The following is a 20,157-nucleotide window of genomic DNA, read 5'->3' on the forward strand; positions in this document are numbered from 1 at the left end:
AGGGGATCAATGGCACTGACGACGCGAGCAACGATGTCTGCCATCGTAACGTCATCAAGTCGCGCAATGAACCTGGCTGAGCCGTCGCGCACACGCTGCTCAATATCAAAACTACGTACCTGATTACAAACCGCGACACCGTTTGTTTCTCCCGAATATGTGAGCATCACCGTGCCTGCCCGGTTGTGTTGTCTTGATAAACGTAGCGTGCGACTCCAAATCAGTTTTAGACAGCCCAGACATTCAGAGCTCCGACCATGACCGACCCACTCCTCATCCCCTGCCCCCACTGCAACGGCCTCAACCGCATCCCCGCCGAACGCCTCAACGACCATCCAAAGTGCGGCCGCTGCAAGGCCCAGGTCCTGCTGAGCAAGCCGTTCGAATTGAAGCAAGGCGATTACGCCAGTCAGATCAAGGGTGATCTGCCGCTGCTGGTGGACGTGTGGGCGCAGTGGTGTGGGCCGTGCAAGTCGTTTGCGCCGGTGTTCGAGCAGGCGGCAGGGCAATTGGCGGGTAAGTGTCGGCTGGCCAAGCTGGACAGCGAGGCGAATCAGCAATTGTCGGCGCAGTTGGGGATTCGCTCGATTCCGAGTCTGATCCTGTTCAAGAACGGCCGGGAAGTGGCGCGTCAGAGCGGGGCGTTTCCGTTACCGCAGTTGATGAGCTGGTTGCGTAGCCAAGGGATCTGAACGAGACCTCGTCATCACCCCGCAACTGTAGGAGCGAGGCTTGCCCGCGAAGACGATCTGGCAGTCAACTGTAGTGTTGAATGTTATGTCCTCTTCGCGGGCAAGCCTCGCTCCTACAGGGGACTGTCAGGCGTTTTCGAGCAGGTTGTGCAGCTCGACGAATTGCTGCGTCAACTTGTGCCGTGGGTCGAGGTGAATCAGCGGCGTATTGGCCTGGTGGGATTCGCGCATGCGCACCGAGCTGGTCAGGTACACCGGCAGCACCGGCAATCCTTCGGCGATCAGCTCGTCGAGAATTTGCTGCGGCAGGCTGGCACGGGCCTGGAACTGATTGACCACGATGCCTTCAACCTCCAGGCCTTCGTTGTGGTCGTCCTTCAACTCTTCGATTTCCGCCAGCAGACCGTACAGCGCCTGGCGCGAGAAGCTGTCGCAATCGAAGGGGATCAGCACCCGGTCAGCGGCGATCAATGCCGATACCGCATAGAAGTTCAGCGCAGGCGGGGTATCAAGGTAGATGCGGTCGTAATCTTCCCCCAGTTCCTCAAGCAGTTTGCGCAGCTTGTTAATCTTGTGTTTGGCCTCAAGTTTGGGCTGCAGGTCAGCCAACTCGGCGGTCGCGGTAATGACATGGAGGTTTTCGAACGGCGTTTCGTAGATGTCGACCTTGTTTTTCTTCGAGAACGGTCCAGAGGACAGGGTCTGCTTGAAGAAGTCGGCGATGCCCATCGGGATGTCATCCCCGGTAAGGCCTGTCAGGTACTGAGTGGAGTTGGCCTGGGCATCGAGATCCACCAACAGGGTGCGATAACCCTCGCTGGCACTGACCGCCGCCAGATTGCAGGCAATGCTGGATTTGCCCACGCCACCTTTCTGATTGAACACCACGCGCCGCATGTCAAAAACCTCCGTGTATCAAAGAATGACCGAGTGTAGTAGTCCACGACACTGCTTAGCTACCTCGCCGGCATGGGGACTACACAGTCAGCGGCAATCTCTTATAAAAAAAGCCGCCAACCCCGCCACTGATTACCGACAGTGCTGACAGACATGCCCACCCCGATGTGGATAATGGCCAAACGACAGCTTTTTCACGGACCAACCAGTACGTTTCACTGAGCAAAATGTAACCATCATTTGCTACACGCCCGTCGCAACGGGATAATGCGCGCCACTCGGCGCTAAGCGCCACGTATGGCCGTTCGCTTTTTTTTGCGATTCGCCGTGTCAAGAAAGCCCGCAGGGGCGGGATGAATGGCTGTGATCAATTTCAACATCGCCCAATGGCGCGCGTGGGCCCCTGGGCTCGAAAGCGTGGACGATTGGCAGGCCTGGAGCCGACAACCGGTCGTGCTTCAGAGCAGCGATGCCGCCCCCGACGTGTCTTTTCTGCCCGCTATGCAGCGCCGACGGCTCAGTCGCCTGGCGCGGATGGCGTTCAGCGTCGGCTGGCCCCTGGCCGATGGTCGCCAAGACCTACCGCTGGTCTTTATTTCCCGTCATGGCGAAACACCCCGTACCTTCGAGATCCTGAGTGATCTGGCAGCCGGGCAACCCTTGTCGCCAACTCAATTCAGCTTGTCGGTGCACAACGCGGTCATTGGCCTGTGGTCGATCATGCGCGGTGAAACCAGCGAGATGACCGCCCTTGCCGCCGCGGGTGACGGCCTTGAAAACGGCATGCTAGAGGCCGCGGCGCTACTTTCCGAAGGCGCGCCTGCCGTGCTGCTGATCGTCACTGAAGAAATACCGCCCGAAGCCTACTCGGCCTGGATCGACGACGTGCCGTTCCCCTATGCAGTTGGCCTATTGCTGACACCGGGTACCGACTGGCAGCTGTCCCTGAACAGCACTTCAGATACGTTGTCCAACGCCCACTGGCCCCATGCCCTGAATCTCTTGCGTACCCTACTCGGCCAGCAGACTACCTGCCAACATGCCTGGAAAAATCGTGTATGGACCTGGCAACGCAACCTGTAAGCGAAAAAAACCGCGACGCCTATTACTGGCGTCTGCTGGCGACTGCCGCAAGCTTCACCCTGTTCGGGTTGGGCGGGCTGTGCCTGCGGCTGGTGGTGTTCCCGTTGCTGGGCTGCCTGCCCGGCGATGCGCAGACCCATCGGTTACGGGCACGGCAAACCGTCAGTCGCTGCTTTTGGTTTTTCGTCCGGTTCATGGCCCGTACCGGGGTACTGACTTACGACATCCAGGGCGCGGAAAAACTCGGTCGCCCGGGCCAGATGATCATGGCCAATCACCCGTCGCTGATCGACGTGGTATTTCTGATCGGCCTGGTGCGTCACGCCAACTGCGTGGTCAAAAACAGCCTCTGGGAGAACCCGTTCACCCGCGGCCCGCTACGCCGTACCGACTACATCAGCAACGACGGCAGCATGGACATGCTCGACGCCGCGGCTGACGCACTGAAAAGCGGTCAGACGCTGATCATCTTTCCCGAAGGCACACGCACCCAGCCGGGCGAACCGCCAGCCTTTCATCGGGGGGGCGCGGCAATCGCCCTGCGCGGTGCGAGAATCCTGACCCCGGTGATTATTAAGGTCAGTCCGACCACATTGACCAAGGCCGAACCCTGGTATCGCATCCCGAAACGTCGCGTGCACTTCAGTTTCCGTGTCGGGGCCGATATAGACCCACAAGCCTTTGCTTCATGTGGCCCTGCACCTCAGGCTTCGCGCAAGCTCAACGATTATTTGCACTCTTACTTTATTAAGGAGCTCGCCGAAGATGAGCGATCTACACCGTGAAATCAAAGAACTGATCATCGACGCCCTGGGCCTTGAAGACATCAGCGCACAAGACATCGGCGATGACCAGACGCTGTTCGGCGAAGGCCTGGGCCTGGATTCGGTAGACGCCCTGGAACTCGGCCTGGCCATCCAGAAAAAGTACGGCATCAAAATCGACGCCGACGCCAAGGACACCCGCAATCACTTCAGCAACGTGGCGAGCCTTGCGGCGTTCGTCACCGCAAAACAGGCAGCTTGAGACCGGACCATGCAAACTCGTGATGACATTTTCAACACCCTGCGCGATGCCTTGGTAGAACTCTTCGAGCTGGACCCTGAGCGCGTGAGCCTCGAATCCAACCTGTATCAGGATCTGGAAATCGACAGCATCGACGCCGTCGACCTGATTGATCACATCAAGCGTCAGACCGGCAAGAAAATCGCCGCCGAAGAATTCAAATCGGTGCGCACCGTCAGTGACGTGGTCGAGGCGGTCTACCGTCTGGTTCAACCGGCCGCATGAGTCGACTGATCGGCCTTGGCCTGCTGCTGGCGGGCCTGTTGTACCCCTTTGCGGTGTATTTCGGCATGGAACACTTTGCTCCGTGGCAGTTCGGTCTGCTGCTGGGCAGCCTGTGGCTGGCGCGGGCACTGCTGGGTCCCCGTCGCCCCGGCAGCCTGTGGATGGCGCTCACTGCGATCGGCTTTTGCCTGTTGCTGGCGCTGTTCGACAGCCCGTTGTTGCTGCGTTGGTATCCGGTGCTGATCAGCGCTTTCATGCTGGGGCTGTTTGGCCTGAGCCTGAAAATCGGGCCGCCGATGGTTGAGCGCCTGGCGCGCCTGCGTGAGCCGCACTTGCCGGCCAAGGCGATTGTTTACACCCGCCAGGTGACCGTCGTCTGGTGTGTGTTTTTCCTCTGTAACGGTTTGCTTGCCGCCGCCCTGACCCTGTGGGCGCCGCTGAGTTGGTGGATGTTGTACACCGGCCTGATTTCCTATGGATTGATGGGCCTGCTGTTTGCCATTGAATGGCTCATACGACAACGGGTACGAGGCCACCCATGAATTGGATATCACTTGAGCAGCTGTTGCTCAAGGCACAGCCGGAGCGTGCCGTTACGGCAGAACCGGCGTTGAATCACGCACAGCTGTGCGAACAGGCGCTAAGCCTGGCAGCCGGCCTGCAATCCCAAGGCGTGCAGCGCATCGCCGTGCACCTTGAAGATGCCGCTGACCTGGCGATTGCCCTGCTCGGCGCCTGGCGTGCCGGGGTCAGTGTGCTGCTGCCTGCCGACCTGCAACCGCAGACTCGCCAACGCTGGTCGAGCGAAGTCGATCTGTGGCTGACCGACCTGGCCGATGACGCGCACCTCACCGACTATCGGCAACCGCCCCTGCCCCACGCCGCACTGGATCTGGACGCCTGTCGCCTGAGCCTGTGCACGTCCGGTTCCAGCGGCGAACCCAAGCGCATCGACAAGACCCTGCGCCAGATAGCCAATGAAGTGCAGGCGCTGGAGCAGCTCTGGGGTGCCGATCTGGGCCAGGCGTGCATCATCGGCAGCGTCGCCGCCCAACACATCTACGGCCTGCTGTTTCGGGTGCTGTGGCCGCTGTGTGCCGGGCGCTCGTTTGTGCGCAAGCAACTGGCCTTCCCGGAAGACTTGCAGCGAGCCAGTCGCGAACACACGGCGTTTGCCTGGGTCGCCAGCCCGGCGCTGCTCAAGCGCATGGGCGACAACCTCGACTGGCCGGCCTTGAGCGCGGTTCGCAGGGTGTTTTCCTCGGGTGGAGCGCTACCGGCCGATGCTGCGCAAAGCCTCTACGATCGCTTGCAGCAATGGCCGACGGAAATCCTTGGCAGCTCGGAAACCGGTGGCATCGCCTGGCGTCAGGGTCACGATCTCTGGCAGCCGTTTGCTGAAGTCGAACTGAGTCAGGACAGCGAGGGCGCGCTGCTGATCACCTCTCCCTACTTGCCCGTCGGCCATATTGAACACACCGCTGATGCCGCCAGAATCGCTGCCGACGGCCGATTCGAACTGCTCGGACGGCTGGACCGGATCGTCAAACTGGAAGAAAAACGTATCTCGCTGCCGATGCTGGAAAAGGCGTTGATGGAGCATGACTGGGTCGCAGAAGCACGCCTCGGCGTGGTCCGGGAAAACCGCGCCTCGCTGGGCGCGCTGCTGGTGCTGACCGACGCCGGCCTGCATGCCTTGCGCAATCAGGGCCGACGCACCGTCACGCAAGAATTGCGTCAGCACCTGAGCCAGCACTGCGAAGCCCTGGCCCTGCCAAGACGCTGGCGGTTACTGCGGCAATTGCCCCTGAACGCTCAAGGCAAACTGCCTCAAGCCGACGTCGAAGCCTTGCTGTTGGCCCCCCGCCCGAAAGCGCCGGAAGTGTTGGAACAGGTCGAGGTCGATGGCGAATGGAGCCTGCAACTGGCCGTTCCGCCGGACCTCGCCTACTTCAGCGGACACTTCCCGCAAACACCGGTATTGCCCGGTGTGGTGCAGGTGGATTGGGCGCTGAGCCTCGGCCAGCAATTGATGGACCTGCCGGCTAAATTCGCTGGCATGGAAGTGCTGAAGTTCCAGCAACTGGTGCGCCCCGGTGATGAAGTCCAACTGCACCTGCGCTTCGATCCGGAACGCGGCAAACTGTATTTCGCCTACCGCAATGAAACCGCGACCTGCTCCAGTGGGCGGATTCTGCTGGAGGTTGCAGGTGATGTATAAACCATGCGCAATCATCCCGGTCTACAACCACGAAACCGCGATCACCACGGTGGTCGACGCGCTGATCGCCAGTGGCCTGCCGTGCATTCTGGTGGACGATGCCAGCGATCCATCCTGCGCCAGGGTGCTCGACCAACTGGCCCAGCGTGAAATGGTCAACCTGATCCGCCTCGCCGCCAATCAAGGCAAGGGCGGCGCGGTCATGACCGGCCTGCGCGAAGCCTCGCGCCTGGGTTTCAGCCATGCCTTGCAGGTGGACGCCGACGGCCAGCACGACCTGCAGGATGTCACGACCTTCATCGCACAATCGCGCGCTCATCCCGACGCGGTGATCTGCGGCTATCCGCAATACGACGCCAGCGTGCCGAAGGGCCGTCTGTACGCCCGCTACCTGACCCACGTCATGGTCTGGATCAACACGCTTTCCTTGCAGATCCGCGATTCCATGTGCGGTTTCCGCGTCTACCCATTGCCGCCGACCCTGGCACTGATCGACTCGGCGAAGATCGGCAAGCGCATGGATTTCGACTCGGACATCCTCGTGCGCCTGGCCTGGCGCAATCAGCCGATGCAGTGGCTGCCGACCAAGGTCCATTACCCGCTGGACGGTGTCTCGCATTTCCGTATGTTCCACGACAATGTGCTGATTTCGAGCATGCACACCCGGCTGTTCTTCGGCATGTTGCTGCGGGCCCCGGTGATCCTCTGGCGACGGTGGCGAGCATGAGCAGTAACGCAGACAAACAGCACTGGGCCGACCGCCAGGAGCGCGGCAGCTTCTGGCTGATGAAATTCACCGCGCTCTGCGCCAAAGTGCTGGGCCGACGGCTGCTGAGTCCGTTGCTGTACGGCATCGTCCTGTACTTTTTCCTGTTCGGTCGCAGTGCCCGCCGCAGTGCCTGGCAATACCAGCAACGCCTCGCGGACTGGAGCGCACGCCCGCAATTGCGACCGACCCACTGGCGAGTGTTCAGCCAGTTCATGGCCTTCGCCGATTCGATGCTCGACAAACTCGACGTTTGGAACGGCAAGTTGAGCATCGATCACATCGAAATCGTCGACCCGGCGCTGCTGCGCAGTCAGCTGCGTGGCACTCGCGGGCAGATGCTGGTGGGCGCGCACCTGGGCAATCTCGAAGTCTGCCGCGCACTCGCGGAGATCGGCGAGAAGGTCACCATGAACGTGCTGGTGCACACCAAGCACGCCGAGCAGTTCAACCGATTACTGGGCGAGGCCGGCGCGACCAATCTGCGGCTGATTCAGGTCAGTGAACTGGACCCGGTGATCATGCTGCAACTGCATGAACGACTGGAGCGTGGCGAGTGGCTGGCGATTGCCGGCGACCGCGTGCCGCTGCATGGCGGGCGCAGCGTGACCGTGGACTTCCTCGGTCATCAGGCTGCATTGCCCCAGGGGCCGTGGCTGCTGGCCGGCTTGCTGAAATGCCCGATCAATTTGCTGATGTGCCTGAAGAAACCGACGGGCCAATATCGCGTGACCCTCGAACCGTTTGCCGAGGCCGTGGTGTGGAAACGCAGCGACCGCGAGCAGGTCATTCATCAGTGGGCTTCCCGCTACGCCGAACGCCTGGGTCACTATTGCCTTGAAGCGCCCCAACAATGGTTCAACTTTTACCCTTTCTGGAAGACCGATGACGACGCCAACGCTTGAGCCGGTAACCTTCGGCGAACTCCCTTTGCGCATCGAAGACGTGCTGGCCGCGGCCAACCGTCAGGTGCCGACGCAGTTGCAAAGCGACCCTGCGTACCGTGAGCGCATCGCCAAGGGCGCGCGATTTCTCGATTCCCTGCTGGACAAGGAAGGCGTGATCTATGGCGTGACCACCGGTTACGGCGACTCGTGCGTGGTCGCGGTGCCGCTGCATCACGTCGAGGCATTGCCCCGTCATCTGTACACCTTCCACGGCTGCGGACTGGGCAAACTGCTCGACGCCCAGGCCACTCGGGCTGTATTGGCGGCGCGTTTGCAGTCGTTGTGCCACGGCGTGTCCGGGGTGCGCGTGGAACTGCTGGAGCGTCTTCAGGCCTTCCTCGAACACGACATCCTGCCGCTGATCCCGGAAGAAGGGTCGGTGGGCGCCAGCGGTGATCTGACGCCGCTGTCGTACGTCGCCGCAACCTTGTCCGGCGAGCGCGAAGTAATGTTCCGGGGCGAGCGCCGACAAGCCGCCGACGTCCATCGCGAACTGGGCTGGACACCGCTGGTGCTGCGCCCGAAAGAAGCGTTGGCGCTGATGAACGGCACCGCCGTGATGACCGGCCTCGCCTGCCTGGCCTACGCCCGCGCCGATTACCTGCTGCAACTGGCGACCCGTATCACCGCGCTGAACGTGGTCGCGCTGCAAGGCAATCCCGAGCACTTCGACGAGCGCCTGTTCGCCGCCAAACCGCATCCGGGGCAGATGCAAGTCGCTGCGTGGTTACGCAAGGATCTGGCGATCGACGCGCCGACCGCACCGCTGCACCGCCTGCAAGACCGCTATTCACTGCGCTGCGCGCCGCATGTCCTCGGCGTCCTGGCCGACAGCCTGAACTGGCTGCGTTCGTTCATCGAGATCGAACTCAACAGCGCCAACGACAACCCGATCATCGACGCCGAAGCCGAACGCGTGCTGCACGGCGGGCACTTCTACGGCGGCCATATTGCGTTCGCCATGGACAGCCTGAAAAACCTGGTGGCCAACGTGGCCGATCTGCTGGACCGGCAACTCGCCCTGCTGGTGGACGAGCGGTACAACCATGGCTTGCCAAGCAACCTTTCCGGCGCCACGGCTGACCGCGCGATGCTCAATCACGGCTTCAAGGCGGTGCAGATCGGCACCAGCGCCTGGACCGCCGAAGCGCTGAAAAACACCATGCCGGCCAGCGTCTTCTCGCGATCCACCGAGTGCCACAACCAGGACAAGGTGAGCATGGGCACCATCGCCGCCCGCGATGCGATCCGTGTGCTGGAGCTGACCGAACAGGTCGCCGCCGCCACCTTGCTCGCCGCCAACCAGGGTGTTTGGCTGCGCAGCAAAGCCGAGGACGCGCGCCCGTTACCGCCAGCCCTGGCGGCCATGCACGAAGAGCTGGCCAAAGACTTCCCGCCGGTCATCGAAGATCGCGCGCTGGAAGGCGAATTGCGCCTGTGCCTGAAACGTATCGCCGAGCAACACTGGAGGCTGCATGCGTAGCAAGGGAGTGCTTCACACCGATACGGAAATCCTCGTGCCGTTCTTTGACGTCGACACCATGAACGTGGTCTGGCACGGCCATTACGTCAAATACCTGGAAGTCGCCCGTTGTGCGCTGCTGGACAAGATCGGTCACAACTACACCGCCATGGTCGAGTCGGGTTATGCCTGGCCGGTGATCGACCTGCAATTGCGCTATGTGCGCGGCGCCGTGTTCGGTCAAAAGCTGAACGTGCGGGCCAATCTGGTGGAGTGGGAGAACCGTCTGAAGATCAATTACCTGATCAGCGATGTGAAAACCGGTGAGCGTTTGACCCGCGCCAGTTCCGTACAGGTCGCTGTCGACATGAGCAGCCGCGAGATGCAGCTGGCCTCACCGAAGATCTTCACCGATGCCGTAGAAAGGATGCTCGCATGACCCCGTTTTTCAAATACCTCGGTGCGTTGGCGTTGCTCGGGCTGTCATCGATGGCTCATGCCTTCGATTTGCAGCAGTTGAGCGATCAACTGGCCAAGCCTGATGTGATCCACGGCCATTTCATCCAGGAAAAACACCTGCGCGCATTGCCCCAGCCGCTGACCAGCAAGGGCACTTTTATCCTCGCTAAAAACCACGGATTGCTCTGGTTGTTGAAAACCCCGCTGCAACAGGATTACCGCATCACCAACAAAGGCATCGCCCGCCGTGACGCCAGCGGCTGGCAAATGCTCCCGGGCAAGAGCGCCGGCGCCGAGCAGAACCGCTTGTTCCTCGCCGTGTTGCAAGGTGACAGCAGCGGTCTGCAACGGGACTTCGAATTGTCTTTGAGCGGCGACGCACAGAACTGGAAACTGATGCTGATCCCGCGCTCAATGCTGCTCAAGCAGGTGTTCAATCAGATCAACATCACCGGCAGCGAATTGGTGCACAGCATCGAGCTGCTGGAAACCCAGGGCGACAGCACCCTTTTGCGCATGCAGGACAGCACCAGCACCCAACCGTTGAGCGACGCGGAGCAACATGACTTTGCCGAGTGAACGCAGACTTCCGTGGCTGTTTCTGATCCTGCTGTTGGCGGTGCTCGCGCTCGCCGGTTGGCAATGGCGCGACGGTGCACCGCTGTCGGCCAACCTGATGGAACTGGTGCCGGGCACGGCGCCGGACGCGCTGGAACTGCGTGCCGAACAACGCATACAAGAACCGTTGAACCGGGAAATGCTGGTGCTGGTAGGCCATAAAGATCGCCCGCAAGCCATTGCCATGGCGCAGAAACTCGGCGAGCAGTGGCAGGCCAGCGGTTTGTTCGAGAAGGTTCAGTGGAACCTGCAAGCCGACTTGCCGGCGCTGCGCACGCAATTGCTGCAAGGCCGGCTGTCGATGCTTTCGGCGATGGATCGGCAGCAGTTGATCGAACACCCCGACGCCTTTATCCAGCAGCGGGTGCAAGCGCTGTTCGACCCGTTCACCGGTTTCAGCCTGGTGCCGAGCCAGGATGACTGGCTGGGCCTGACCGGGCGCATCCAGAACAGCCAACCACAACACGGCGCCGTGCAACTGGACATCGGCAGCGGAGCGCTGGTCGCCGATGCCGACGGCAAGAGCTGGGTGTTGCTGCGGGCAAAAACCACCGGCAATGCCTTCGACATGAGCCTGCCGCTGCAAGTGGCTGACCTGCTTGAACGCAGCCGAAAAGAAGCCGCCCAGGCCGACGTGCAACTGCTCGCTGCCAGCGGCCTGCTGTACGCGGCCAACGGTCAGCAACAAGCCACCCGCGAAATGACATGGGTCGGCGGCGGTGCCACCGTGGGCATTTTGTTGCTGCTGTTGCTGGCCTTCCGGCGCTGGCGTGTCTTGCTCGCTTTCGTTCCAGTGCTGGTGGGCATGCTGTTTGGTGCGGTGGCGTGCGTGGCGCTGTTCGGTCACATGCATGTGATGACGCTGGTACTGGGCTCGAGCCTGATTGGCGTGGCCGTCGATTACCCGCTGCATTACCTGTCGAAAAGCTGGAGCCTGAAACCCTGGAACAGCTGGCCGGCGTTACGCCTGACCCTGCCGGGCCTGACGCTGAGCCTGATCACCAGTTGCATCGGGTACCTGGCCCTGGCCTGGACGCCTTTCCCGGCCCTGACCCAGATTGCCGTGTTCTCCGCCGCCGGCCTGCTCGGTGCCTACTTGTCGGCCGTGTGCCTGCTGCCAGCGTTGCTCAAGGGCGTGAACCTGCGTCCGGCGCATTGGCCGCTGCGTATCTGCGAGTGTTTGCTGAACCTGCGCGAAGCGCTGCTCAAACACGTCAGTACGCCCGTGTTATTGGCACTGCTGATTGCCTTCTGCGTCGGCGGCCTGTTGCAACTGGAGAGCAAAAACGATATCCGCCAGTGGATCGGCGCACCGCAGCAATTGACCGACGAAGCCCAGGCCATTGCGCGCATCACCGGCTATCAGCCGACCAGCCAGTTCTTCCTGGTGCGCGCGGCCAATCAACAGGAACTGCTCGAACGCCAGACTGCACTGAGCGAGCGCCTGGATCAGTTGGTCAACCTGGAAAAACTCCAGGGTTACCTGTCGCTAAATCAACTGGTCAGCCAGCCGAGCGAGCAGCACAAAGTGCGCGAAGCGTTGAGCAAGTTGCCGCAGTTCTGGCAACCCTTGCTCGACCTCGGCGTGCCGGCAGAAGCGCTGCAAGCGGAGCTTGCAACGTTGCTGGCGCTGCCCGCCGAAGACATCGACGCCTCGCTGGTCGGTCCGCTGGCGGAACCTTATCGCACCCTGTGGCTGGGGCCGACCGATGAGGGCGTGGCGGCGATGGTCAGCCTGCAAGGCCTGAATAATCCTTCGCTGTTGCGCATTCAGGCGCTGGACTTGCCGGGGGTCGAACTGGTCGACCGTCTCGGTGAACTGAACAGCGTTTTCGCCGCGACACAGATCAGCGCGGCGCAGCTGAAACTCGCCTCCTGCGTGTTGATCGTGCTGGTGCTGATCCTGCCGTTTGGCTTCGGTGGTGCGTTGCGCATCGTCTCACTGCCCTTGCTGGCCGCGCTGTGCAGCCTGGCCAGCCTCGGCTGGATGGGCCAACCCCTGACCCTGTTCAGCCTGTTCGGCCTGTTACTGGTGACGGCGATCAGCGTCGATTACGCAATCCTCATGCGCGAACAGGTCGGCGGCGCCGCCGTGAGCCTGCTGGGCACCTTGCTGGCAGCGGTGACCACATGGCTGTCATTCGGTTTGCTGGCCGTGTCCAGCACGCCGGCGGTGAGCAACTTCGGCCTGTCCGTGAGCCTCGGGCTGGCGTTCAGTTTCATCCTGGCGCCCTGGGCCGGACGCCAAGTGCATGCCGCCGCCGTCGTGGAGCCAGCCGCATGATGATCGCCCTGTTTTGGCTGATGGCCCTGACGATGTTCGCCGTGGCCACCCGTGTGGGTCGTCACTTCGGCCTGATCCCGATCGTCAGTCAGTTGCTGCTGGCGACATTCGGTCTACCGCTGCTGATGTACTTCTGGATCGAGCCGGGCTGGCAACTCAGCGGCGCCGAGCTGATCTCGCCGGTATGGCTGAAAAACCTCTACAGCCTCGGTTTTGCCTTATTGCTGGGAAACATCCTCAGCGATGTGATCGACCTGCGACTCGATCGCCAGAGCCTGAAAATCGCCCTGCCGAGTTTTTGCATTCCATTTGTCTGCGGTCTGGCGACTGCGGTCTGGTTGTTACCCGCACAGCCGTGGATCAGTTCATTGGCAGTGGGCCTGGTGTTCGCCATCACCGCGATCCCGGTGTTGTACCTCTACCTGCGACACATCAATTACCCGCCCGCCGCAACCCGGCGGCTGGTGCAAACCGCGATCCTCATCGACCTGGCATGCTGGACCCTGTTCGGCTTCGCCCAAGGCAGTCTGCACCTGAGCAGTCTGCTACTGCCGCTGGTCGGCGCCTGCTTTCCGGTGCTTCTTCATTTGCTGGGTTTGCGCCAACCGTTACTGCACAGCGGCTGCTTTTTTGCGCTGCTGGTGGTCGCCGAACACTTCAAGCTCAATGCACTGATTTTCGGCATCGGTTATTTGCTGTGCATGGCCGCGCTGAAAGTGCCGCTGGTGTTGCCGTTGCCGGCGATCTGGATGAACCGTTTGCAAACCTGGATCGCCATCCCGCTGATCCTCACCTTCGGTATCGTGCAGATCAATGTCCACGCCGCCATGGCCAGTCTCGGCTGGGTGCAGTTGGCGGCGCTGCTGCTGTTGCCGATTGCCAGCAAACTGCTGGGCAACTGGCTCGGTCTCGGCTGGGCCGGCGCTTCATTTGAAGGCGCCAGTCGCTGGCGCGAAAGCCTGCTGCTCAATATTCGCGGTTTGAGCGAGATCGTCTTTCTCAACCTGCTGCTGCAACAACAGCTCATCAGCCCGGCGTTGTACTTCGCGCTGATGGTGATGGGCCTGATCGCCACACTGCTGCCGGCACTTGCCGGCATGCACCAAACCCCTTTGAATATCGCCGCCCCGGCAAGGAGCCCCCGTGCCAACAGTTGAAATGGAACGTCGCCAGGTTGTTGTCATTGGCGCGGGTCCTTCGGGCGCCATTGCCGCCGCGCTGCTCAAGCGCAAAGGCCACGATGTGCTGATGATTGAACGCCAGCATTTTCCACGGTTTTCCATCGGTGAAAGCCTGTTGTCGCACTGCCTGGATTTCGTCGAAGAAGCCGGCATGCTCGACGCCGTGAACGCCGCCGGGTTCCAGATGAAAAACGGCGCCGCGTTCGCCTGGGGCGAGCACTACAGCGCCTTTGATTTCGGCGACACGTTCAGCAACGGCAAGCCGACCACCTTCCAGGTCCAGCGCGCCGATTTCGACAAACTGCTGGCCGATCAGGCCGCGTTGCAAGGCGTCGACGTTCGTTATGGCGAAGCCATCGTCAGTGCCGATTTCGACCTGCCCAAGCCGCAGCTCGATGTGCTTCGTGAGGATGGCAGCCAGTACCGCGTCGAAGCTGATTTTGTACTGGATGCCAGCGGCTACGGCCGCGTGTTGCCACGCTTGCTGGACCTTGAAGCACCGTCGAATTTCCCGGTGCGCCAGGCGGTGTTCACCCACATCGAAGACCATATCGACAGCCCGACCTTCGAACGGGAAAAAATCCTTATCACCACCCATCCGATCCATCGCGACATCTGGTTCTGGACCATTCCGTTCAGCAACGGTCGCTGCTCGGTGGGCGTGGTCGCGGCCGCCGAGCACTTCGAAGGCCGCATGGACAACCTGGACGAGTGCCTGCGCGGCTTCATCGCTGAAACTCCAAGCCTGGCCTGTGTCCTGGAAAGCGCGGTCTGGGACACGCCAGCCCGCACCATCGGCGGCTACTCGGCCAACGTAAAAACCTTGCATGACCCGGGCTTTGCGTTGCTCGGCAACGCGGCAGAATTCCTCGATCCGGTGTTCTCCTCCGGCGTGACCATCGCCATGCGCTCGGCCAGCATGGCCGCCGGCGTGTTGCATCGCCAGCTGCAAGGTGAAAGCGTCGACTGGCAGACCGAGTTCGCCGCACCGCTCAAGCGCGGCGTCGACACGTTCCGCTGCTACGTCGAAGGCTGGTACGCCGGGACTTTCCAGGATGTGATTTATCATCCAGGCAGCTCAGCGGATATCCGCCGTATGATCAGTGCAATCCTCGCCGGTTATGCCTGGGACGAGCGTAATCCGTTCGTCAGCGAACCCAAGCGTCGGCTGCGCGTGCTGTCGGAACTTTGCGCTAGAGATGCCACATGATCCGTTACCTGCTTCTGGGTTGCCTCCTGCTGCTGAGCGCTTGCGCCAGCCAGGCGCCGCTGCCCGGGCAAACCGAAAACCTGCCGCTGCCGCAGCAACTGCACATTCAGCGCTTGCTGGCTGATCAGCGTCAGGACTGGGTGTTAGTAATTGCGCGCGAAGGCCCGGGCATTCGCTGGTCGATGATGGATTTGTTGGGCATTCCGCAGGCACGCCAGAAACTGATCGATGGCCAGTGGCAAGCTGACGGCCTGCTGCCGCCGAATCCGGAAGCCCGGGAATTGTTCGCAGCGTTACTGTTCGCGTTGACCCCGCAAGACGAATTGCAGGCCAACTACCCCGAAGCCTGGCAACACGGCTCCCAACGCTCCCTGCCCGCTCGCTGGGACGTGCGTTACTCGCCACCACTGAGATTTGAGTTGAACCTGCCTAAAGGTCCGAAGTACCTGGTAACGCCCTTGAGCGGGGAGACGCCATGACCGCTTACCTGAATGCTCTCGGGGTGATCTGCGCCCTGGGTCGCGACAAACAGGAAGTCGCCCGCAACCTGTTTGCTGGCGATTGCTCCGGCATGCGCAGCGAATCCGGCTGGGTGCCGGAGCGGTCGTTGCCGGTGGCGGCGGTACGTGGTGAGCTGGCGCCGATCCCGCCGGAACTGGCCGAGCAAAGCAGCCGCAACAACCAACTGCTGCTGGAAGCCGCGCTGCAAATTCGCGATGACATTGATCAAGTGATCCAGACTTACGGCCGCGATCGAATCGGCGTGATCCTCGGCACCAGCACTTCCGGCATCGATGAAGCCAGCCGTGGCCTGGCCCATTACATTCGTGAACATGAATTCCCTGCCGACTACGATTATCAGCAGCAGGAACTCGGCGCGCCGGCCAACTTCCTCGCCGACTGGCTGCAATTGAGCGGCCCGGCCTATGTGATCTCGACGGCTTGCACCTCCAGCGCCCGGGCGCTGATGAGTGCCCAGCGGCTGCTCGATCTGGGTGTGTGCGATGCCGTACTGTGCGGCGGCGTCGACAGTTTGTGCAAACTGACCCTCAATGGCTTTTCGGCCCTGGAAGCGGTGTCCGAGCAGCGCTGCAATCCGTTTTCGGCCAACCGCAACGGCATCAATATCGGCGAAGCCGCCGTGCTGTTTCTGATGAGCAAAAAAGCCGGCGCGAGCCAACCGATTGCCCTGCTCGGGAGCGGCGCCAGTTCCGATGCGCACCATATCTCGGCGCCGGAACCGACCGGCCGGGGCGCCCTGCAAGCGATGAGCAAAGCCCTGAACCGCGCGAAGGTGCAGCCCGAGCAAATCGGCTACCTGAACCTGCACGGCACCGCGACCCAACACAACGACGCGATGGAAAGCCTGGCGGTCTCGGCCCTGTTCCCGCACGGCGTGCCCTGCTCCTCCACCAAGCCGATGACCGGACACACGCTCGGCGCGGCCGGCGCCCTGGAAGCGGCGTTCTGCTGGTTGAGCCTGAGCACGAACAATCGGGAAAACCTCCTGCCGCCCCACGTGTGGGACGGTCAGCCCGACCCCGACTTGCCGGCCTTGCAGTGGGTGACCCCGGACCATCGCCTGACGTCCATTGCACCTCGCTACCTGATGAGCAATTCCTTTGCCTTCGGTGGCAACAACGTCAGCCTGATTATCGGAGATGCCCCATGATTGACTGGCCGCTCGCCGAGCTGCTGCCGCACGCTGGCGACATGATCCTCATCGAGCAGATCCTGGCGTTCGATGACGAGCAGATTCACACCCGCCTCACCGTCAAGCCCGGGGGCCTGTTCAATCGTCCCGACGGCAGCCTGCCGGCGTGGGTCGGTATAGAACTGATGGCCCAGAGTGTTGCCGCCTACGCCGGTTGCCATGCGCGCCAGCGCGGTGATGCGGTGGCGCTGGGTTTTCTGCTCGGCACCCGGAAATTCGAATGCAACGTGGAGCACTTCCCCGCGGGCACCGAACTGACCATCCATGGACTGCGCTCGCTGGAAGACGACAACGGCATGGGCGTGTTCGAATGCCACATCAACGCCCCCGGCATTCACGCCACCGCCCGCCTGAACGTGTTCCGCCCGCCTCAGGCCGCTCAATACCTTCATGAATCCCAAGGAGCCAGCCATGACTGAATCCGTATTGGTCACCGGTTCCAGCCGTGGCATCGGCCGTGCCATTGCGTTGCGTCTGGCCCAGGCCGGGCACGACATCGTGCTGCATTGCCGCAGCGGCCTGGCCGACGCCATCGCCGTCCAGGGCGAAATCCAGGCGCTGGGACGCAATGCTCGAGTTTTGCAGTTCGACGTCTCAGATCGCGCCAGCTGCAAGGCCATCCTCGAAGCCGACGTGGAAGCTCATGGCGCCTATTACGGCGTAGTGCTGAACGCCGGCCTGACGCGTGACGGTGCTTTTCCGGCGCTGAGCGAGGATGATTGGGATGTGGTGATGCGCACCAACCTCGACGGTTTCTACAACGTGCTGCACCCGGTGATGATGCCGATGATTCGGCGTCGCGCGGCCGGGCGGATTGTCTGCATCACCTCGGTTTCCGGGTTGATCGGTAACCGTGGCCAGGTCAACTACAGCGCCTCCAAGGCCGGTTTGATCGGCGCGGCGAAAGCGTTGGCGATCGAACTGGGCAAGCGCAAAATCACCGTCAACTGTGTCGCACCCGGCCTGATCGACACGGCCATGCTCGACGAAAACGTGCCGGTGGAAGAACTGATGAAAATGATCCCCGCACAACGCATGGGCACTCCGCAAGAGGTGGCCGGCGCGGTGAATTTCCTGATGTCGGCGGAAGCGTCGTACATCACCCGGCAGGTTCTGGCCGTCAACGGAGGCCTGTGCTGATGAAGCGCGTCGTCGTCACCGGCATGGCCGGCATCACTTCACTGGGCAGCGACTGGGAGACCATCGCTGGCAACTTCGCGGCCAACCGCAGCGGCATACGCCGGATGGACGAGTGGGATCGGTTCACCGAACTCAACACGCGCCTGGCCGGGCCTATCGACGACTTCAAGGTCCCGAGCCACTGGACCCGCAAGCAGCTGCGCAGCATGGGCCGGGTCTCGCGCCTGGCGGTCGGCGCGTCGGAGCAGGCGCTGGCCGATGCCGGACTGTTGGGTAACCCGATCATCAAGGATGGGCGCATGGGCGTCGCCTGCGGCTCCTCCACCGGCAGCACCGACGAGATCAAGGCGTTCGGCAATATGCTGCTCAACTCGGTGGCGGAGGGCCTTAATGCCAACTCCTACGTGCGGATGATGCCGCACACCACTGCGGCGAACATCAGCATCTTCTTCGGCCTCACCGGCCGGCTGATCCCGACGTCCAGCGCCTGCACCAGCGGCAGCCAGGGCATCGGCTACGCCTACGAGTCGATCAAATTCGGGCGCCTGCCGCTGATGCTCGCCGGCGGCGCCGAAGAACTGTGCCCCACCGAAGCCATGGTCTTCGACGCGCTCTACGCCACCAGCCTGAAAAACGACGCCCCGCAAACCAGCCCACGTCCGTATGACAAAGACCGCGATGGCCTGGTGATCGGTGAGGGCGGCGGCATGCTGGTGCTCGAAGAGCTTGAACATGCGTTGGCACGCGGCGCGCACATCCATGCCGAACTCGTCGGTTTCGGCAGCAACGCCGACGGCCAGCACACCACCCGCCCAGAGCAAGTCACCATGCGCCGGGCCATGGAACTGGCGCTGGAAGACGCCGGGCTGCAACCTTCAGACATCGGCTACGTAAACGGCCACGGCACGGCGACAGAGCAGGGCGACATTGCCGAAACACTGGCCACCAGCGCGTTGTTCGGCGAGCACATGCCGATCAGTTCGCAGAAGAGCTTCCTCGGGCACACCTTGGGCGCCTGCGGTGCGCTGGAATCCTGGTTCAGCATCGAAATGATGAACCGCGACCTGTACGTGCACACGTTCAACCTCGACGAGGTCGATCCGCACTGCGGCAAGCTCGACTACCTGCGCGGCGAGTTCCGCCAGATGAGTAATGAGTACGTGATGAACAACAATTTTGCGTTTGGTGGCGTCAACACTTCGCTGATTTTCCGTCGCTGGCACTGATCTGAAAAAACGTCTGGAGTGAAGGGAATGACTCTGTTTCAGCGCATCGGCGCAGTATTCACCCTGGCCGTTGCGCTGAGCGGCTGCACCAGCCCGGTGTACACCGCCAAGGAACACTTTCCCGGCGACAAGGGCCTGAGCGACGACAGGATGAGCCGCGCCATCGTCACCGCTCTGATCGAGCGCCAATGGATCGTGCAGTCGGCGCGCCCCGGCATGATCAAAGCGGCAATCACCGTGCGCGACCGGCACCACGCCGAAATCGACATTCCCTATACCTCCACCTCGTTCGAAATGGACTACCGCGACAGCCGCGGCCTGGACTACAAGGACGGCAGGATCCACGGCACCTACAACCGCTGGATCAATTACCTGCGCGACGACGTGGTCAAACAACTGGCCACCGACCCGGACGCTGATCAAGTCTTCGCCTCGCAAGGCGCCTACGAACCCACCTACCAGGACTTTCAGGAAGGCGTGAAACGCGCCACCGAAGTTGGTCTGCTGGATGGCAGCGTCAAGTTCTACCTGGCGGGAGAAGCACTGCCGACCCAGGTGCACAAGCTGAAGGCGGTGAGCAGCAGCCGAAGAGCCGACGACAACGAAGACAACTCCGCTGAAGACGCCTGCTACTGGGCGTTGCAATCGACCTTGGCGACGTTGCAAAGCAAGGCCAAGAAGGCTGGTGCTAACGCCGTGATCAACATCGCCGGCATCAACAAGCGCGACCTGAGCCAGGACACCGGGAAATACCAGTGCAGTGACGACGAGGAAATACCTGGGCTGGAAGCGCTCAAGGCCGTGGTGTCCGGGGTGGCGTTGCGCGGGGATCTGGTGCGGGTTGACTGAGGCGAGCACCTCGAGAACGACAAAGGGCGCCTTTCGGCGCCCCTTCACAAACAGGTCGGCTTGTCATCGCCCTGTACCTGTCTGGCTCTGCGATGGCTGGTTGCCCAGGATCCTCAGA

Annotated in this window: 22 protein-coding genes; 21 read left to right on the forward strand and 1 reads right to left on the reverse strand. The window is 61.8% G+C overall.

Features of this window, described 5'->3' with window-relative positions; translation table 11 throughout:
- Positions 1-257 precede the first annotated feature (257 nt).
- On the forward strand, positions 258-692 hold the full coding sequence (trxC, locus tag AC1ROI_RS08560; protein ID WP_010464355.1) for a thioredoxin TrxC: 435 nt from the start codon (positions 258-260) through the stop codon (positions 690-692).
- Between the two features lie 126 nt (positions 693-818).
- Here trxC and AC1ROI_RS08565 read toward each other — a convergent pair whose 3' ends face one another.
- Positions 819-1,589 carry a ParA family protein gene (locus tag AC1ROI_RS08565; RefSeq protein WP_010464357.1) on the reverse strand — a complete coding sequence of 257 codons (771 nt, stop codon included), beginning with the start codon at positions 1,587-1,589 and terminating at the stop codon, positions 819-821.
- A gap of 357 nt (positions 1,590-1,946) precedes the next feature.
- Between AC1ROI_RS08565 and AC1ROI_RS08570 the strand changes: the two genes are divergently transcribed.
- The 20 genes from AC1ROI_RS08570 to AC1ROI_RS08665 are packed head-to-tail and all read left to right on the forward strand — an operon-like array spanning position 1,947 to position 20,039.
- On the forward strand, positions 1,947-2,672 hold the full coding sequence (locus tag AC1ROI_RS08570) for a beta-ketoacyl synthase chain length factor (RefSeq protein ID WP_077747631.1): 726 nt from the start codon (positions 1,947-1,949) through the stop codon (positions 2,670-2,672).
- Complete coding sequence (locus AC1ROI_RS08575; protein ID WP_010464361.1) at positions 2,648-3,457, forward strand: lysophospholipid acyltransferase family protein; 810 nt, start codon at positions 2,648-2,650, stop codon at positions 3,455-3,457. Before AC1ROI_RS08570 ends, AC1ROI_RS08575 begins: the two co-directional genes overlap by 25 nt.
- On the forward strand, positions 3,438-3,698 hold the full coding sequence (locus AC1ROI_RS08580) for a phosphopantetheine-binding protein (protein WP_008149626.1): 261 nt from the start codon (positions 3,438-3,440) through the stop codon (positions 3,696-3,698). The genes AC1ROI_RS08575 and AC1ROI_RS08580 overlap by 20 nt, the downstream gene beginning before the upstream one ends.
- 9 nt (positions 3,699-3,707) lie before the next feature.
- On the forward strand, positions 3,708-3,962 hold the full coding sequence (locus AC1ROI_RS08585) for an acyl carrier protein (RefSeq protein WP_007992314.1): 255 nt from the start codon (positions 3,708-3,710) through the stop codon (positions 3,960-3,962).
- Complete coding sequence (locus tag AC1ROI_RS08590; protein ID WP_083375213.1) at positions 3,959-4,504, forward strand: COG4648 family protein; 546 nt, start codon at positions 3,959-3,961, stop codon at positions 4,502-4,504. The genes AC1ROI_RS08585 and AC1ROI_RS08590 overlap by 4 nt, the downstream gene beginning before the upstream one ends.
- Positions 4,501-6,183 carry an acyl-CoA synthetase family protein gene (locus AC1ROI_RS08595; protein ID WP_102593636.1) on the forward strand — a complete coding sequence of 561 codons (1,683 nt, stop codon included), beginning with the start codon at positions 4,501-4,503 and terminating at the stop codon, positions 6,181-6,183. The genes AC1ROI_RS08590 and AC1ROI_RS08595 overlap by 4 nt, the downstream gene beginning before the upstream one ends.
- Positions 6,176-6,910 (forward strand): glycosyltransferase family 2 protein, encoded by a 735-nt coding sequence (locus AC1ROI_RS08600; protein ID WP_102593635.1) that lies wholly within the window; start codon positions 6,176-6,178, stop codon positions 6,908-6,910. The genes AC1ROI_RS08595 and AC1ROI_RS08600 overlap by 8 nt, the downstream gene beginning before the upstream one ends.
- Complete coding sequence (locus tag AC1ROI_RS08605; RefSeq protein ID WP_010464379.1) at positions 6,907-7,854, forward strand: lysophospholipid acyltransferase family protein; 948 nt, start codon at positions 6,907-6,909, stop codon at positions 7,852-7,854. The genes AC1ROI_RS08600 and AC1ROI_RS08605 overlap by 4 nt, the downstream gene beginning before the upstream one ends.
- Positions 7,835-9,379: an HAL/PAL/TAL family ammonia-lyase gene (locus AC1ROI_RS08610; RefSeq protein ID WP_077747625.1), complete on the forward strand. Its 1,545-nt coding sequence runs from the start codon at positions 7,835-7,837 to the stop codon at positions 9,377-9,379. Before AC1ROI_RS08605 ends, AC1ROI_RS08610 begins: the two co-directional genes overlap by 20 nt.
- On the forward strand, positions 9,372-9,797 hold the full coding sequence (locus AC1ROI_RS08615; protein WP_010464383.1) for an acyl-CoA thioesterase: 426 nt from the start codon (positions 9,372-9,374) through the stop codon (positions 9,795-9,797). Before AC1ROI_RS08610 ends, AC1ROI_RS08615 begins: the two co-directional genes overlap by 8 nt.
- The gene (locus tag AC1ROI_RS08620) at positions 9,794-10,396 is read left to right on the forward strand and encodes an outer membrane lipoprotein carrier protein LolA (protein ID WP_102593634.1); all 603 of its coding nucleotides are present in this window, start codon (positions 9,794-9,796) and stop codon (positions 10,394-10,396) included. The genes AC1ROI_RS08615 and AC1ROI_RS08620 overlap by 4 nt, the downstream gene beginning before the upstream one ends.
- The gene (locus AC1ROI_RS08625; protein WP_102593633.1) at positions 10,380-12,719 is read left to right on the forward strand and encodes an MMPL family transporter; all 2,340 of its coding nucleotides are present in this window, start codon (positions 10,380-10,382) and stop codon (positions 12,717-12,719) included. Before AC1ROI_RS08620 ends, AC1ROI_RS08625 begins: the two co-directional genes overlap by 17 nt.
- Positions 12,716-13,876: a cation:proton antiporter gene (locus AC1ROI_RS08630; RefSeq protein ID WP_102593632.1), complete on the forward strand. Its 1,161-nt coding sequence runs from the start codon at positions 12,716-12,718 to the stop codon at positions 13,874-13,876. The genes AC1ROI_RS08625 and AC1ROI_RS08630 overlap by 4 nt, the downstream gene beginning before the upstream one ends.
- On the forward strand, positions 13,863-15,110 hold the full coding sequence (locus AC1ROI_RS08635; protein WP_102599413.1) for an NAD(P)/FAD-dependent oxidoreductase: 1,248 nt from the start codon (positions 13,863-13,865) through the stop codon (positions 15,108-15,110). Before AC1ROI_RS08630 ends, AC1ROI_RS08635 begins: the two co-directional genes overlap by 14 nt.
- Entirely contained in the window at positions 15,107-15,589 is a 483-nt protein-coding gene (locus AC1ROI_RS08640) for a hypothetical protein (protein ID WP_010464392.1), read from the forward strand. Before AC1ROI_RS08635 ends, AC1ROI_RS08640 begins: the two co-directional genes overlap by 4 nt.
- A complete protein-coding gene (locus tag AC1ROI_RS08645; protein WP_083375220.1) occupies positions 15,586-16,782 on the forward strand; it encodes a beta-ketoacyl-[acyl-carrier-protein] synthase family protein in 1,197 nt (398 codons plus the stop codon). The genes AC1ROI_RS08640 and AC1ROI_RS08645 overlap by 4 nt, the downstream gene beginning before the upstream one ends.
- Entirely contained in the window at positions 16,779-17,243 is a 465-nt protein-coding gene (locus AC1ROI_RS08650) for a hotdog family protein (RefSeq protein ID WP_010464396.1), read from the forward strand. The genes AC1ROI_RS08645 and AC1ROI_RS08650 overlap by 4 nt, the downstream gene beginning before the upstream one ends.
- Positions 17,236-17,964: a 3-oxoacyl-ACP reductase FabG gene (gene fabG / locus AC1ROI_RS08655; RefSeq protein ID WP_010464399.1), complete on the forward strand. Its 729-nt coding sequence runs from the start codon at positions 17,236-17,238 to the stop codon at positions 17,962-17,964. Before AC1ROI_RS08650 ends, fabG begins: the two co-directional genes overlap by 8 nt.
- A complete protein-coding gene (locus AC1ROI_RS08660) occupies positions 17,964-19,190 on the forward strand; it encodes a beta-ketoacyl-ACP synthase (RefSeq protein WP_010464400.1) in 1,227 nt (408 codons plus the stop codon). The genes fabG and AC1ROI_RS08660 overlap by 1 nt, the downstream gene beginning before the upstream one ends.
- Positions 19,191-19,217: 27 nt before the next feature.
- On the forward strand, positions 19,218-20,039 hold the full coding sequence (locus tag AC1ROI_RS08665; RefSeq protein WP_077747619.1) for a hypothetical protein: 822 nt from the start codon (positions 19,218-19,220) through the stop codon (positions 20,037-20,039).
- The last annotated feature ends 118 nt before the right edge of the window (positions 20,040-20,157 follow it).

Source organism: Pseudomonas sp. GW823-FHT02C02 (assembly GCF_058797635.1).

Excerpts from the sequence above, each read along its gene's own strand:
- AC1ROI_RS08665 (WP_077747619.1), top strand. The coding sequence starts at position 19,218 with ATGACTCTGTTTCAGCGCATCGGCGCAGTATTCACCCTGGCCGTTGCG.
- AC1ROI_RS08660 (WP_010464400.1), top strand. The coding sequence starts at position 17,964 with ATGAAGCGCGTCGTCGTCACCGGCATGGCCGGCATCACTTCACTGGGC.
- AC1ROI_RS08605 (WP_010464379.1), top strand. The coding sequence starts at position 6,907 with ATGAGCAGTAACGCAGACAAACAGCACTGGGCCGACCGCCAGGAGCGC.
- AC1ROI_RS08590 (WP_083375213.1), top strand. The coding sequence starts at position 3,959 with ATGAGTCGACTGATCGGCCTTGGCCTGCTGCTGGCGGGCCTGTTGTAC.
- AC1ROI_RS08600 (WP_102593635.1), top strand. The coding sequence starts at position 6,176 with ATGTATAAACCATGCGCAATCATCCCGGTCTACAACCACGAAACCGCG.
- AC1ROI_RS08595 (WP_102593636.1), top strand. The coding sequence starts at position 4,501 with ATGAATTGGATATCACTTGAGCAGCTGTTGCTCAAGGCACAGCCGGAG.
- AC1ROI_RS08630 (WP_102593632.1), top strand. The coding sequence starts at position 12,716 with ATGATGATCGCCCTGTTTTGGCTGATGGCCCTGACGATGTTCGCCGTG.
- AC1ROI_RS08565 (WP_010464357.1), bottom strand. The coding sequence starts at position 1,589 with ATGCGGCGCGTGGTGTTCAATCAGAAAGGTGGCGTGGGCAAATCCAGC.
- AC1ROI_RS08645 (WP_083375220.1), top strand. The coding sequence starts at position 15,586 with ATGACCGCTTACCTGAATGCTCTCGGGGTGATCTGCGCCCTGGGTCGC.
- AC1ROI_RS08580 (WP_008149626.1), top strand. The coding sequence starts at position 3,438 with ATGAGCGATCTACACCGTGAAATCAAAGAACTGATCATCGACGCCCTG.
- AC1ROI_RS08625 (WP_102593633.1), top strand. The coding sequence starts at position 10,380 with ATGACTTTGCCGAGTGAACGCAGACTTCCGTGGCTGTTTCTGATCCTG.
- AC1ROI_RS08585 (WP_007992314.1), top strand. The coding sequence starts at position 3,708 with ATGCAAACTCGTGATGACATTTTCAACACCCTGCGCGATGCCTTGGTA.
- AC1ROI_RS08575 (WP_010464361.1), top strand. The coding sequence starts at position 2,648 with ATGGACCTGGCAACGCAACCTGTAAGCGAAAAAAACCGCGACGCCTAT.
- AC1ROI_RS08615 (WP_010464383.1), top strand. The coding sequence starts at position 9,372 with ATGCGTAGCAAGGGAGTGCTTCACACCGATACGGAAATCCTCGTGCCG.
- fabG (WP_010464399.1), top strand. The coding sequence starts at position 17,236 with ATGACTGAATCCGTATTGGTCACCGGTTCCAGCCGTGGCATCGGCCGT.
- AC1ROI_RS08650 (WP_010464396.1), top strand. The coding sequence starts at position 16,779 with ATGATTGACTGGCCGCTCGCCGAGCTGCTGCCGCACGCTGGCGACATG.
- AC1ROI_RS08640 (WP_010464392.1), top strand. The coding sequence starts at position 15,107 with ATGATCCGTTACCTGCTTCTGGGTTGCCTCCTGCTGCTGAGCGCTTGC.
- AC1ROI_RS08570 (WP_077747631.1), top strand. The coding sequence starts at position 1,947 with ATGGCTGTGATCAATTTCAACATCGCCCAATGGCGCGCGTGGGCCCCT.
- AC1ROI_RS08620 (WP_102593634.1), top strand. The coding sequence starts at position 9,794 with ATGACCCCGTTTTTCAAATACCTCGGTGCGTTGGCGTTGCTCGGGCTG.
- AC1ROI_RS08610 (WP_077747625.1), top strand. The coding sequence starts at position 7,835 with ATGACGACGCCAACGCTTGAGCCGGTAACCTTCGGCGAACTCCCTTTG.
- trxC (WP_010464355.1), top strand. The coding sequence starts at position 258 with ATGACCGACCCACTCCTCATCCCCTGCCCCCACTGCAACGGCCTCAAC.